The sequence below is a fragment of the Salmonella sp. NW884 genome (assembly GCF_051700745.1).
GTDB lineage: Bacteria > Pseudomonadota > Gammaproteobacteria > Enterobacterales > Enterobacteriaceae > Salmonella > Salmonella enterica.
Genome location: NZ_JAMMDE010000002.1, coordinates 608,612 through 622,497, shown reverse-complemented (window position 1 = coordinate 622,497; position 13,886 = coordinate 608,612). Strand labels below are relative to the sequence as shown.

The window sequence follows — 13,886 nt, the reverse complement described above, 5'->3', positions numbered from 1 at the left end:
CAAAATACAAAGCGCCTGGTAATATTTATCAGGCGCTTTGCAGACAGAAAACCATCAAACATCGGTTTCTCGTTCTCCAGGAGCTACTGGAAAATATGACAACCCACAGTTAGTGGGTTTTACTGCCGTGTCTTGAGAAGTACCTTCTTGTATTCCCAAGTCGTCCAGGAGACGCCGCAACCAATAAAGTTCAATCGCCTGTATTTTTCTCTGTCGTCTGTCTTCCCTTTCAGAAGGCGGGCGAATATCAGACTCATGAGTACATGTAACACAATAACCTTTTAACTCTATCCACTTAGGCTTAGGGGGGCCCTTAGGCTCGGGAGGCGTTGGGCTGGCAACGCACGAACAGGCACTTATACATCCAGGCATAGCGTTTTCCTTTTCAAACAATTCGCTTTAGTTGGAAGTTCTACTTGAGAAAATAGAAATGGTTATTCAGATATTTTTACCGTCGCATACTCCTGTAATAATAAAAGACACTGTAAATAATTTACTCTCAGCTACTATTCAGTAGCAGATAGTTATTCTTACATTTCTTTTATTTCAGATTTACGTCAAGTAGGGCTAAATATTTTCACTATAAAATACGTTAAAGAGTGTTTGTGTACTTGTAGACATTGTGGCGTCTTCAGTACGCAAATCGGTTAGTGTACAATCTTTAAAACTGGTATTGTTTAAATTAGCCTCAGCCAAATCAGCCCCGTCCAGGTTCGTAGAAATGAAACTCGCCTTTCGCAGGTTTGCCCGGGTTAAGATAGCGCCTTCCATATCAGCAGCCATTATAGTAGCACCCTTTAATGTCGCACCGCTCATATCGGCACGTATAAGGGTTGCACCTGAAAGATTAGTGTGATCCATATTTGCACCGGAACAATTACATTCTACCATGCTACAGCCTAACAGACTTGTGTGTTGTAAATTGGCACCAGTAAGATTAGCGCGATCGAGGGTAGCGCCACACATAATACTATCTTCCAGACAGGCGTTCATTAAATTACTGTCGCCTAATGATGCTCCCGATAGATTTGCGCCCTTAAAATTTGCACCGTCACAATCCGCCATAAACAGTACTGCCCCCCCTAAATCTGCGTCGCTTAGGTCTGCGCCACATAAATTTTCTGCCGTCAGATTTGCTCCGGTAAGGACAGCGCCTTTAAGATTCATGCCTCCCTGGGCAGTTAATATTACAGAATCCTGAGGGAGAGAAAATTCGCATCTGAATAGTAAAGCTCGACATATTTTTTCAAAAGAGGCAAGCGGAATTTCTCTCATCTCAGAATGGTCGCCTTTACTGACCCGTACAATAACTTGTCCAGCTTCGTTATTCTCACCAGGAAGATTAAATTCGACACGACACCCATCCATATCCTCCAGTATGATGTTTTCTGGCAACGGAGCACCTCTGTCAGACATTGAACTTTTCAATGTATCAGCCATAGTGTCTATCAATTCCTGATATTGTGCTTCATTTTTCCGACGCACCCCACCACAGGTAAAAAAGTTAATGATATATTCCAGAATGGTTTTGGGAGAGGTGGCTTGCCGCATAGCAGCAGAAGTCCCCGCGCCAAAAGCAGATGTAGCCATACCAGCCAGACTATCGAGTGAACGCTCCATATATTTTCTCCCAGAGAGAGCAACACAGTACATGATAAAATTTATCATATAGATTTGCATTTAGAGATAAGGTGAATACCCCCTTTGCGTCTGGTTACATAATCACGTATCACGGTGCTTTGCTGTCTGACTTACACAATACCAGCCAAATAAATATATTGGCTTATACTCGTCATACTTCAAGTTGCATGTGCTGCGGCTGCGTTCCCTCACCCCAGTCACTTACTTTAGTAAGCTCCTGGGGATTCGCTCGCTTGCCGCCATCCTGCAACTCGAATTATTTAGAGTATAAACATTATTTAAAATAATAAACGCGGCATTCGTTTTAATACTACGTTCAGGACTCATCCCACTCATTAGCAGAAAATCTATTAAAAAGCGTGTTCAGGCGTTTTATTGCTGCCATTGATAAACTGTTTAACAACGTCGTCTGTACAGGCCTTCTTCGTTGCCTTTACGTTTAACTCAATCAGGCTACCGTCTCGGTTATAAGTCTATCGAGTAGTAGGGACGTAGTATGACGATGCAGCAAAGTGATATGGAAAGATATAATCCATTATTAATGTTAAAAGAAGTCATGGCGCAGACGCCTTATCGCCATAAACGCTGGGGAGAGCGTAAGTTTCGCTATAAATTTGTATTACGTTGCCTTATTAACCCCGTAACGACAATTAAATACTTCAATGAATTATGCCATCTGTCTCAGCCCAGAACGCTGATCATTCATCGTCCCCTATTGCCGGCAAAAATCCAGCGGCCCTATTTGTATACCGGGCTTAGCATACGTTGCCGGGCAAGAGCTATTCTGGAACACTACCAGTTCGTTCAGTCCTTTCCGGAAAGTAAAATTAAAAAGATCCTTCTGTCCGAGGAACAAATCTTACTCGCTCACCTGGAAGGAAAAAACGGTGCTCTGGTAGATATCTACTGCGGTCCCTGTGGCTATGACAGAGAAGGTGAGCTGACATTAACGCTGTGCTTCAATGATACGCCGTTGGCACGTTTATCATTTTCCTTTATCCGCCATGAAGGGAAGCAAATAGCGCTGGTTGCCGGGTTACAAGGGCCCAGTAAACATATCGGCCCACAAGTCATACGTAACGCCACCAAAGATTGTTACGGTCTCTTTCCTAAACGGATGCTGTATGAAGCATTTGCGACATTGATGCAGGCCTGTAATGTCGACGAGATTTATGCGGTAAGTGAAAACAACCATGTTTATCGTCAACTCAGGTACTTATTCCAGAAGAAAAAAACTTTTGTGGCCAGCTATAGTGAATTCTGGGAGTCGCTAAACGGCGTTAAGAAAGGTGCCTTATATCATCTGCCATCACAGGTGATGCGTAAAGCGCCTGAAAGTATCCCCAGCAAAAAACGCGCAGAGTATCGGAAACGCTATCATATTCTGGATACAATAATACAAGAGGTTAACAGCCTCTCCCGGTAGAACTATTTCATACGCGGATGTGCAGATCCTGCTACCGTTCAGCGGATCTCTTTGAAATCTGTATCGCTACTGGATGGTTAAATACAGAATGGCTTGCGAGTGAAAAGCGCGGCATTAAACCGTCGCTTTCACTCATGCTATGATCAACATCTTAATCTTATTCCCTTCACCATAACGTCATCGATTAGCATGTTAACCATTAAATACAAGCTAAACATTTGTCACATTTTTATTTGGTTAAGCAAAAAAATAATACAAAATAGAATTTTCAGTAAGCCAAGTCAGGAGTTTTGGTGAAAATACAAGAAGTTAAGCGTATATTAACCCGCTGGCAGCCGTCTTCCTTTACCCTATACCGGGAGGTGTTTGCGCAATACGGCGGTAGTATCAATATGCACCCAGATATTGTTGATTATTTTATGAAGCGCCATAACTGGCATTTTAAATTCTTCCACTATGAAGAAGATGATAAGATTAAAGGCGCCTACTTTATTTGTAATGATCAGAATATTGGCATCCTGACGCGCAGAACCTTCCCGCTATCGTCAGATGAGATACTTATTCCGATGGCACCAGATTTACGCTGCTTCTTACCCGATCGTACTAACCGACTTTCGGCGTTACATCAGCCACAAATACGCAATGCCATATGGAAACTCACCAGAAAAAAACAAAATTGTCTGGTCAAAGAAGCGTTCTCTTCTAAGTTTGAAAAAACACGCCGTAATGAATATCAGCGATTTCTTAAAAAAGGCGGAAGTGTAAAAAGCGTTGCTGATTGTTCTTCTGATGAACTGACTCATATTTTTATCGAGTTATTTCGGTCTCGTTTCGGCAATACTTCATCCTGCTATCCCGCTGATAACCTTGCCAACTTTTTTAGTCAACTGCATCACCTTCTGTTTGGGCATATTCTTTATATTGAAGGGATACCCTGTGCATTTGATATCGTACTGAAATCTGAAAGCCAGATGAACGTCTACTTTGACGTATCTAATGGTGCAATTAAAAATGAGTGCAGGCCACTCAGTCCCGGCAGCATACTAATGTGGCTAAATATTAGCCGCGCCAGAAATTACTGCCAGGAAAGACAAAAAAAATTGCTTTTTTCCATCGGCATACTAAAGCCTGAATGGGAATATAAGCGCATGTGGTCGACCCCCTATTTTACCGGGAAATCGATTTGCTAAAAAGAAAGCCTGGACGTAAATATGTTTTTTACGTCCAGATTTTTCATAAATCCTGATGAACTGATAAAAAACTAAAATTTAATCAGAATTTAAAAAATAAGTTAACCACCATATAATCATAATGACAATTACTCGAAATTCACTTACACTATACTCGGTTTTATGGAATTGATTAACACGGTATGTTACAGATAACGTGCTAAAAAGCGTGCAGCGGTTATACATTTTCATATGTGTGTGTCATTAACCTGGCGTCAGGAACAGATGATGATGACAACCACCATTTTATCTCTTCTGGCCTGGCATACCGTCAGTAGATTAAAGGTGTAGCCTTGCTTTATGGCATTACAAAAATGCGGGTGGGGTCTATGCTCAATGCATACGTTATTTGTAACAACGCTCTTGTGCATAAACAATACGTTATTGTCAACAGCACTGAACGGGTACAGTGGTTCTTGCTGACAACAGGCTTAAAGATCGCCTTAACACGGGATACCTGATAACTGGATTATATTATGACACATGCAGACTGGCTGATTCTTGGGTATACAACTGTTATTATTATTTTTGGTATTGTATGTTATATCGGATTGCTTAAATTGATAACGAAAGGCAAGCATGAAAAATAACGCACTTACCGGGAAGAATATACTCTCAGGAGATAAAATGCTTCGGCAATGATATGACACCACTGCCGAAATGTTATTTTTACAGAAATCAATCAGGTATTGAGGGTGATTTTATCATAGCCGCGCCAGCGATAATTCAACAACGAGAGCAGCCAGAATAGCACAAAAGCGCCCACTACCCAGAAGCCCACATTCCCCATATGATCGTTAAGCGTGCTTACGGTCTGCCAAAATGTTCCGCTTAACTGTAACGCATCATCAATCAACCCCAGCGCCTCAAGCCCGCCAATCGCCAGCGCGACAATGACGGATGCGGCGGTAATGGTCATATTATAATAAAGCTTACGTAATGGATGCGAGAAAGCCCAACCGTAAGCGCCGACCATGACAAAGTTATCCAGGGAATCCACCAGCGCCATCCCGGCGGTAAACAGCACAGGAAAAATCATCATCGACCAGAGAGATAGCCCCTGGTTAGCTGCTGAAGCGGAAATGCCCAGCAACCCAACCTCGGTTGCGGTATCAAATCCCAGACCAAACAGAAAACCGACAAAATACATATGCCAACTGGAAGTGACCAAACGAAACGTACGCTGAAATATACGCGTCATCAGCCCGCCAGGTATCGCCTCGTCATGCGCCCTCACTGACTCGCCGCGGGTAACCGAGCGAAATTGCCGCCAGACGTTGAACAAAATAAACAGGTTAAGCAGGGCCATCGCCAGCAGAAAAAAAGCGGAAACAGCCGTACCAATCAACGAACCATATTGATGCAAAACATCAATACGATCGCGAAATGCCATCGACGTCACAACAATCGCCAGACATGCCAGAACGACAATGGTCGAATGACCCAATGAAAAAAACGCCCCCACGCCTAAAGGCGTTTTACCCTGCTGCATCAGTTTACGGGTGACGGTATCGATGGCTGCGATATGATCGGCATCAACCGCATGACGCAGCCCAAAGCTATACGCCAGTATGGCTGCGCTTAGCATGACGGCATGGTGATGAAAAACACAGAACGCCCAAATCCAGGCCAGGATGTTAACCCCAACAAGAAAGACGGTTAATGCTATTCCCCGTCGTTTAGTATGATTATTCATGCCCCTGCACCCACTATATTTTTAATTAACGCTACGGTTTGTAGGGGGAATGTATGATCATTTGATTAAAACGTCACACCTCAAGATGCGACTTTTTGTAAACGTGCTTTACCGCTGACACATTTGTGCGCATTACTGCGGAACAAGGCTTAAAAAGCGTATCCGAACGTATAACCCTCCCAACGCTTCGCTACGGGAAAAATGGGGATGAGTACGGTGCAGGCGTGCGATATCATTGACCAAAGCCAGACCAATGCCCGCCCCGGCCACATTTCCTACATTATCGAGCCGGTGGAACGGCTGTAGCGCCAGATGGATGTGTTCATCATCAATACCGGGGCCGCTATCTTCGACAACCAGCGTCACGGCATCACTATCCCGTTCAAGCCGCGCGGTGACGATGCCTTGCTCAGGCGTGTATTTCAGCGCATTATCCAGCAAGTTTCCGCACAGCTCGCTAAGCAGTACCTCATCCCCCTCGATCCACATCGCTTCCTGTTCGCCTTCGTAGCCCAGGTCGATATGTTTACTCCGCGCCTGCGCCAGGCGGGTAAAACAGCCGCTCTGTACGATATCGTACAGATTCACCGGGGAAAAACGCCGCTCGCCCTGCTCTTTATGCTTTACCGCAGAAAGTTGCAACAATCTTTCCGTGAGCTGAATGGTGCTATCCAGCGTTACGCTCATCGCCTGCAGACTTTCGTACCAGTGATGAGGGTGCTGGCTGGCTAACGCCACCGCCGCCTGCGTTTTTAACACCGCCAGCGGCGTTTTTAACTGGTGAGAAGCATCGGCGCTAAAGCGTTCCTGCCGGGAGAGGATGCCGCGGAGCCTGTCAATGTAGCGATTAAACGCCACGATTAACAAGCGTGTTTCCGACCACGGCAGCAGTTCCGGCAGCGGCGTTAACAGACCCGGTTCGCGGCGTACCATTAATGACGAAAGTTGACGCATAGGGCGCAGGATCCGGCGTAATAACCAGCCAACCAGCACCAGGGTCAGCAACACCAGCAGCCCCTGTGAGATCCAGGAAGAGAACAGCAGTTGGCCCGCCAGATAACGACGGGACTGCAGCGTCTCTGCGACATAAATCTCCGCCATGCCGATAATGCCGCCTTCGTTGACCGGCTGTAGCAAACGCGCCACGCGGATCGCCTCGCCGCGATACTCGGTATGATAGAACCACGCCAGCGCCGGATAAAGCCGGGTACGAGGCGTAGCAGGCGGCATGGCGGGCAGATCGTCATAACCGGAAATGACCTTTCCGGAAGGGTCGACGACTTTGTAATAGAGTCGATCATTCATATTAAGCTCGAAGCTATCCAGCACCACCCAGGGCACGTTAACTTCCAGATGGTTATTGCGCACCACCAGCCGTTCCGATACCGTTCGCGCCGAGGAGAGCAACGTACGGTCATAAGCCTGAGTGGCGGCCTGTAGCGCATTGACATAACTGTTAAACGCCGATAGCCCCCATAGCAGAATCAGCGGCAACCCCAGGAACAGTAAGAGTTGCAGGTACAACGATTGCGGCTTAACCCACTTCATCGCCGCGCTCCAGCACATAACCCAGGCCGCGCAGCGTCGTAATTCGTACATCGCTTCCCTGGAGTTTTTTACGCAGTCGATGAATATAAAGTTCGATGCTTTCAGGGCTTACCTCATCGTTCAGGCTGAACACCTGTTCAAAAAGCTGCTGACGCGAAACTGGTCGCGTTCGTCGGTACATCAATACGGTTAAGAGCGCCTGCTCACGCGGCGTCAGCGCTAACGGCTGTCCCTGTAACAGAAAATACCCTTCATCATGAAAGATCAATTCACCCAGTTGCTGAACTTCATGAACCTGCCCAGCGCTGCGTCGGAGCAAGGCCCGTAAACGGGCATCCAGCTCCTCCAGTTCAAAGGGTTTCGGCAGATAGTCATCGGCGCCGACGTTGAGACCTTTTACGCGATCCGCCACCGCGCTTCGCGCCGTGAGCAGCAAAACGGGCAAGGTCTGACCGCGTTTACGCAGCCGTTGCACCACCTCCAGTCCATCCATTCCCGGCATATTGATATCCAGCACCGCCAGCGCGTACATTTCACTGTGCAGAAGATGGTCAGCCGCCAGGCCGTCAAATACGCAGTCCACGGCAAAGCCGTTTTGCACCAGCGCTTTCTCCAGCCAGTGAGCCAGCTCACGGTTATCTTCCGCCAATAAGAGACGCATATCACATCCTGTAAAGTTTCTGCCGCATTGAAAGGGAATTGAAAGGTTATTGTTTTAACAATCACGCAACCGAACTGCTACATGTCGGCTCACATAATCACAAAAATCTTCTTCCGAACCTGAAAAATCCGGACGTCCGGCGTGAGGATAAAAAATGAAAAAACAATTACTTCGTACCCTTACTGCAAGCATTTTATTAATGAGTACCTCTGTTCTGGCGCAGGAGGCGCCGTCGCGAACGGAATGTATCGCACCAGCCAAACCTGGCGGCGGTTTCGACCTTACCTGTAAGCTGATTCAGGTGAGTTTGCTGGAGACTGGCGCTATCGAGAAACCCATGCGGGTAACGTATATGCCCGGCGGCGTCGGCGCTGTGGCCTATAACGCGATAGTCGCCCAACGCCCTGGCGAACCCGGGACTGTGGTCGCCTTTTCCGGCGGTTCGCTGCTCAACCTGTCGCAGGGGAAATTTGGTCGCTACGGCGTGGATGATGTGCGCTGGCTGGCAAGCGTGGGCACTGATTACGGCATGATCGCCGTGCGTGCGGATTCCCCGTGGAAAACGCTGAAAGATCTGATGACGGCGATGGAAAAAGATCCCAACAGCGTGGTCATTGGCGCTGGCGCCTCTATTGGCAGCCAGGACTGGATGAAGTCGGCGTTGCTGGCGCAAAAGGCGAACGTCGACCCGCACAAGATGCGCTACGTTGCCTTTGAGGGCGGCGGCGAGCCGGTGACGGCATTAATGGGCAACCATGTTCAGGTTGTCTCCGGCGATCTCAGTGAAATGGTGCCTTATCTGGGCGGCGACAAAATCCGCGTGCTTGCCGTCTTTTCAGAAAATCGTCTGCCGGGCCAGCTTGCCAATATCCCTACCGCTAAAGAACAGGGCTACGACCTGGTGTGGCCGATTATTCGCGGCTTCTACGTCGGGCCCAAAGTCAGCGATGCCGATTACCAGTGGTGGGTGGATACCTTCAAGAAGCTTCAGCAAACCGACGAGTTTAAAAAGCAGCGCGATCTGCGCGGCCTGTTTGAGTTCGACATGACCGGCCAGCAGCTCGATGACTACGTGAAAAAACAGGTTACTGATTACCGTGAACAGGCGAAAGCCTTCGGACTCGCGAAATAATCGCGGAGGCAATGATGAGCGATCGTATCTTTGCGGGTATCTGGCTGTTGCTCTGTATTGCCGGGCTATTCATCGCCTGGCAGATCCAAAGCGAATACAGCTATGAACCCGTCGGCCCCCGCCCTTTTCCGCTGGGGATTATCGGCCTGATGGCGCTCTGCGCGCTGGCGCTGTTATTGCGCCATCCCGACACGGTGAGCTGGCCGCGCCGCCATGTTCTGCAAAAGCTAGTTACCATGATCATCATCCTGTTGATGTATGCCTGGGGATTCGAATGGCTGGGTTTTCCCATCGCCACCGCGCTTCTCACCATGGTTATCGGGATGCTGTTCGGCGCCACGATTCCAGCGGCGGGTATCTCCGGCGCGGTATTAGGCATTCTGCTGTGGTATGCCTTTGACCGGCTGCTTGATGTCACCTTACCTCTCGGCGCCTGGCTGAGTTAACGGAGCAACGATGGATACCTGGATATATCTTTCTCAGGGCTTTGCGGTGGCGATGACGCCGGAAAACCTGGTTATCGCGTTGATTGGCTGCTTCGTGGGCACGATCGTCGGTCTGCTGCCGGGCCTGGGACCGATCAACGGCGTGGCAATTTTACTGCCGCTGGCCTTTGCGTTGCATCTGCCTGCGGAGTCGGCGCTAATTCTGCTGGCGACGGTGTACATTGGCTGTGAGTATGGCGGCAGGATCTCCTCCATATTGCTCAACGTCCCCGGCGATGCGGCGGCGATCATGACGGCGCTGGACGGTTACCCGATGGCGCAGCAAGGGAAAGGCGGCGTAGCGCTGTCGATTTCCGCAGTAAGCTCATTTTTCGGTTCATTAATCGCTATCGGCGGCATCATTCTGTTCGCCCCTTTACTGGCGCAATGGTCGCTGGCCTTTGGTCCGGCGGAATATTTCGCCTTAATGGTTTTTGCCATCGCCTGTCTTGGCAGCATGATGGCGCAAAACCCGCTTAAATCATTTCTGGCAGCGCTGATCGGTCTTGGCCTTGCGACCGTCGGCGTGGACGCCAACACCGGGGTTTATCGCTTTACCTTTGACAGCGTTCATCTTTCCGACGGCGTACAGTTTATCGTCGTGGTGATCGGCCTGTTCTCGGTATCAGAAATACTTTTAATGCTGGAACATACCAGCAGCGGGCAAACAATGGTCCGCAAAACGGGTCGAATGTTGTTCAACCTGAAAGAAGGCGCGCAGTGTATCGGCACCACCCTGCGTTCTTCGGTAATCGGCTTTTTTGTCGGCGTATTGCCCGGCGCCGGGGCGACCATCGCCAGCGCCATTACCTATATGACCGAGAAAAAACTCAGCGGCAACAGCGATAGCTTCGGCAAAGGTGATATTCGCGGCGTCGCGGCGCCGGAGGCGGCAAACAACGCCTCTGCCTGCGGCTCCTTCATCCCGATGCTGACGCTGGGCGTTCCCGGTTCCGGCACTACGGCAGTGATGATGGGGGCGCTGACGCTGTACAACATCACGCCAGGCCCGGCGATGTTCACCGAACAGCCGGATATCGTCTGGGGACTCATCGCTGCGCTGCTGATTGCGAACGTGATGCTGCTGATCATGAATATCCCGTTGATCGGTCTGTTTACCCGTATGCTCACCATTCCGCTGTGGTTCCTGGTACCCGCCATCGCTGCCGTATCGGCGGTAGGGGTGTATGCGGTACACAGCACCACCTTCGATCTGGTGCTGATGGTCGCGCTCGGCGTGTTAGGGTACATTTTACGTAAAATGCACTTCCCCATGTCGCCGCTGATCCTGGGATTCGTACTGGGGGAAATGCTGGAGCAGAACCTGCGTCGCGCACTCTCCATCAGTAACGGCAATATGGCGATTTTGTGGCAAAGCGGCGTTGCCAAAGCCCTGCTGATCATGGCGATCATGGTCATTGTCGTACCGCCAGTGTTACGTCTGATCCGTAAACACAGCCGTAAACCGCAGGTTGACGCCGGTTAATTGACTGCTGAAATACATTGTACTTGTCCGGCCTACGCGCTCATGTGCCAGGCCGGGCAACCCCGCCAGCATCACTCTCCCATAACTCGCTCATTTTACCCCCCTTCTTGCCGTTGTCAGGCTCGTGGCACCGTTAACCTCACCTTTCGCATTGTTAAATATTTGTTGTTTTTGATCACAATAATTAAACAAAAGCGGTTATTTCATACGCGTTCCTGAAAAATGTCGATATTTTTAATTTATGGCTACGAAATGAGCATCGCCATGTCTCCCTGACCATCTACCGAGAGGAATGATTCTGATGAATGCACTGACTGCCGTAAAAGCGAACACAGATGATTTAGCCCAACGCCATACTGGTTTCACCCTTGCCCCTTCGGTGCAGTCGCCGCGCCTGCTGGCGTTAACGTTTACGGCGGATACCACAAGACAATTTCTCCATCAGGTTGCGCAGTGGCCGGTGCAGGCGCTGGAATACAAATCTTTCTTACGTTTCAAAATCGGCAAGATCCTCGACGATCTGTGCGGCAATCAGCTACAACCGCTGTTGATCAAAACGCTCCTCAACCGTGCACAAGGCGCGCTGTTGATCAGCGCCGAAGGGATCGATGATGTCGCACAGGCAGAAGAGATGGTCAAACTGGCGACGGCGGTGGCGCATCTTATTGGTCGCTCCAACTACGATGCGATGAGCGGCCAGTATTACGCGCGTTTCGTGGTCAAAAACGTCGACAACTCCGACAGTTATCTGCGCCAGCCCCACCGCGTAATGGAACTGCACAATGACGGCACCTATGTTGAGGAGGTGACCGACTACGTGCTGATGATGAAAATCGACGAACAAAATATGGAAGGCGGTAATTCGCTGCTGCTGCACCTTGATGACTGGGAACATCTGGAGTCGTTTTTTACCCATCCGCTGGCGCGTCGCGTCATGCGCTGGGCGGCGCCGCCAAGCAAGAATGTTAGCCATGACGTCTGGCACCCGGTGTTTGATGTCGACCAACAAGGCCGCCCGGTCATGCGTTATATCGACCAGTTCGTCCAGCCAAAAGACTTTGAAGAAGGCGTCTGGCTCAGCGAGCTTTCAGACGCGCTGGAAACCAGTCAAAACATCCTCTCCGTACCGGTACCGGTCGGCAAATTCCTGCTGATTAACAATCTGTTCTGGCTACATGGGCGCGATCGTTTTACGCCGCATCCTGACTTGCGTCGCGAACTGATGCGCCAGCGCGGTTACTTCGCCTACGCCGCCAGCCATTATCAAACTCACCAATAAGCGCCACGGCGAAGGAATTACGCGGATGTATGATTTTGTGATTATCGGCGGCGGCATTATCGGCATGTCGACCGCCATGCAACTTATTGATCTCTACCCGGATGCGCGCATCGCGTTGCTGGAAAAAGAGTCCGCGCCAGCTTGCCACCAGACCGGGCATAACAGCGGCGTGATCCATGCCGGGGTGTACTACACGCCCGGCAGCCTCAAAGCGCAGTTTTGTCTGGCAGGCAATCAGGCGACCAAAACCTTTTGCGATCAAAACAACATCCGCTACGACACCTGCGGCAAAATGTTGGTCGCCACCTCGGAGCTGGAAATGGCGCGGATGCGCGCGCTATGGGAGCGGACGGCGGCCAACGGCTTAGAGCGCGAGTGGTTAAGCGCGGCGGAGCTGCGTGAACGCGAACCCAATATCATTGGCCTGGGCGGGATTTTTGTCCCTTCCAGCGGGATTGTCAGCTATCGCGATGTCGCGACGGCCATGGCGAACCGCTTTCAGGCCAAAGGCGGCGAGATCATCTACCATGCCGAGGTCAGCGCGCTAACAGAACATGCCGCTGGCGTTGTCATTCGCACCTCGCAAGGTCGGGAAATCGAAACCGCTACGCTTATCGGCTGTGCAGGACTGATGGCGGATCGGCTGGTCAAAATGCTGGGCGTGGAGCCCGGTTTTATTATCTGCCCTTTCCGCGGCGAGTACTTTCGTCTGGCCCCGCGACACAACCGGATCGTTAACCATTTGATCTACCCGATCCCCGATCCGGCAATGCCGTTTCTCGGCGTCCATCTTACCCGCATGATCGACGGCAGCGTCACGGTCGGGCCGAATGCGGTGCTGGCGCTTAAACGCGAAGGCTACCGTAAGCGCGACGTTTCCTTCACCGACACTCTGGAGATTTTTCGCTCCGCCGGCATCCGTCGCGTACTGCAAAACCATCTGCTTTCCGGACTGGGCGAGATGAAAAACTCGCTGTGCAAAAGCGGCTATTTGCGGCGAGTACAAAAGTATTGCCCCAGCCTGACCGTCAACGATCTCCAGCCCTGGCCGGCAGGCGTGCGGGCGCAGGCGGTTTCGCCGGACGGCAAACTGATTGATGATTTTCTGTTTGTCACGACGCCGCGTTCCATTCACACCTGTAACGCCCCCTCCCCGGCGGCGACATCCGCGATACCTATCGGCGCGCATATCGTCAGCAAAGTTCAGGCGCTACGCGCAAGCCAGAGCAACCCCGGACGTACGCTGCGTGCGGCACGCAGCGTGGACGCATTACACGCCGCATTTACCCGTTAACCCTTCAGA

11 protein-coding genes are annotated in these 13,886 nt (G+C 50.3%); 7 read left to right on the top strand and 4 right to left on the bottom strand.

All coding sequences use genetic code 11. The features are described 5' to 3' along the window. Positions 1-567 precede the first annotated feature (567 nt). On the bottom strand, positions 568-1,620 hold the full coding sequence (gene pipB2 / locus NA197_RS07510) for a type III secretion system effector PipB2 (protein ID WP_023212488.1): 1,053 nt from the start codon (positions 1,618-1,620) through the stop codon (positions 568-570). Between the two features lie 517 nt (positions 1,621-2,137). Here pipB2 and NA197_RS07505 point away from each other — a divergent pair. Beyond that, on the top strand, positions 2,138-3,067 hold the full coding sequence (locus tag NA197_RS07505) for a VirK family antimicrobial peptide resistance protein (protein ID WP_000178742.1): 930 nt from the start codon (positions 2,138-2,140) through the stop codon (positions 3,065-3,067). Positions 3,068-3,360: 293 nt separating this feature from the next. Continuing rightward, entirely contained in the window at positions 3,361-4,257 is an 897-nt protein-coding gene (locus NA197_RS07500) for an antimicrobial resistance protein Mig-14 (protein ID WP_000701508.1), read from the top strand. Positions 4,258-4,978: 721 nt separating this feature from the next. Here the strand turns inward: NA197_RS07500 and NA197_RS07495 are convergent. The 3 genes from NA197_RS07495 to tctD all read right to left on the bottom strand — a co-directional run bounded on the left by NA197_RS07495 (position 4,979) and on the right by tctD (position 8,201). Continuing rightward, positions 4,979-5,992: a HoxN/HupN/NixA family nickel/cobalt transporter gene (locus NA197_RS07495; RefSeq protein WP_001059351.1), complete on the bottom strand. Its 1,014-nt coding sequence runs from the start codon at positions 5,990-5,992 to the stop codon at positions 4,979-4,981. A gap of 132 nt (positions 5,993-6,124) precedes the next feature. Then, positions 6,125-7,540, bottom strand: a complete 1,416-nt coding sequence (locus tag NA197_RS07490; protein ID WP_000872340.1) for a sensor histidine kinase — start codon at positions 7,538-7,540, stop codon at positions 6,125-6,127. Further along, the gene (tctD, locus tag NA197_RS07485) at positions 7,527-8,201 is read right to left on the bottom strand and encodes a transcriptional regulator TctD (protein WP_001237934.1); all 675 of its coding nucleotides are present in this window, start codon (positions 8,199-8,201) and stop codon (positions 7,527-7,529) included. The genes NA197_RS07490 and tctD overlap by 14 nt, the downstream gene beginning before the upstream one ends. Positions 8,202-8,355: 154 nt before the next feature. On the opposite strand from tctD, the gene NA197_RS07480 reads away from it, so the two are divergent. The 5 genes from NA197_RS07480 to lhgO all read left to right on the top strand — a co-directional run bounded on the left by NA197_RS07480 (position 8,356) and on the right by lhgO (position 13,877). Beyond that, the gene (locus NA197_RS07480; protein ID WP_000744413.1) at positions 8,356-9,333 is read left to right on the top strand and encodes a Bug family tripartite tricarboxylate transporter substrate binding protein; all 978 of its coding nucleotides are present in this window, start codon (positions 8,356-8,358) and stop codon (positions 9,331-9,333) included. Between the two features lie 11 nt (positions 9,334-9,344). Further along, the gene (locus tag NA197_RS07475) at positions 9,345-9,779 is read left to right on the top strand and encodes a tripartite tricarboxylate transporter TctB family protein (protein WP_077905333.1); all 435 of its coding nucleotides are present in this window, start codon (positions 9,345-9,347) and stop codon (positions 9,777-9,779) included. Between the two features lie 10 nt (positions 9,780-9,789). Then, positions 9,790-11,304 carry a tripartite tricarboxylate transporter permease gene (locus NA197_RS07470; RefSeq protein ID WP_000382034.1) on the top strand — a complete coding sequence of 505 codons (1,515 nt, stop codon included), beginning with the start codon at positions 9,790-9,792 and terminating at the stop codon, positions 11,302-11,304. Positions 11,305-11,605: 301 nt separating this feature from the next. Next, on the top strand, positions 11,606-12,583 hold the full coding sequence (glaH, locus tag NA197_RS07465; RefSeq protein WP_000993105.1) for a glutarate dioxygenase GlaH: 978 nt from the start codon (positions 11,606-11,608) through the stop codon (positions 12,581-12,583). 25 nt (positions 12,584-12,608) lie between these two features. Continuing rightward, entirely contained in the window at positions 12,609-13,877 is a 1,269-nt protein-coding gene (gene lhgO, locus NA197_RS07460) for an L-2-hydroxyglutarate oxidase (protein WP_023233241.1), read from the top strand. Positions 13,878-13,886: the final 9 nt, after the last annotated feature.

Bases quoted from the DNA above. Each gene is read 5' to 3' on its own strand.
- pipB2 (WP_023212488.1), bottom strand. From the start codon at position 1,620: ATGGAGCGTTCACTCGATAGTCTGGCTGGTATGGCTACATCTGCTTTT.
- NA197_RS07505 (WP_000178742.1), top strand. From the start codon at position 2,138: ATGACGATGCAGCAAAGTGATATGGAAAGATATAATCCATTATTAATG.
- NA197_RS07495 (WP_001059351.1), bottom strand. From the start codon at position 5,992: ATGAATAATCATACTAAACGACGGGGAATAGCATTAACCGTCTTTCTT.
- NA197_RS07490 (WP_000872340.1), bottom strand. From the start codon at position 7,540: ATGAAGTGGGTTAAGCCGCAATCGTTGTACCTGCAACTCTTACTGTTC.
- tctD (WP_001237934.1), bottom strand. From the start codon at position 8,201: ATGCGTCTCTTATTGGCGGAAGATAACCGTGAGCTGGCTCACTGGCTG.
- NA197_RS07480 (WP_000744413.1), top strand. From the start codon at position 8,356: ATGAAAAAACAATTACTTCGTACCCTTACTGCAAGCATTTTATTAATG.
- NA197_RS07475 (WP_077905333.1), top strand. From the start codon at position 9,345: ATGATGAGCGATCGTATCTTTGCGGGTATCTGGCTGTTGCTCTGTATT.
- NA197_RS07470 (WP_000382034.1), top strand. From the start codon at position 9,790: ATGGATACCTGGATATATCTTTCTCAGGGCTTTGCGGTGGCGATGACG.
- glaH (WP_000993105.1), top strand. From the start codon at position 11,606: ATGAATGCACTGACTGCCGTAAAAGCGAACACAGATGATTTAGCCCAA.
- lhgO (WP_023233241.1), top strand. From the start codon at position 12,609: ATGTATGATTTTGTGATTATCGGCGGCGGCATTATCGGCATGTCGACC.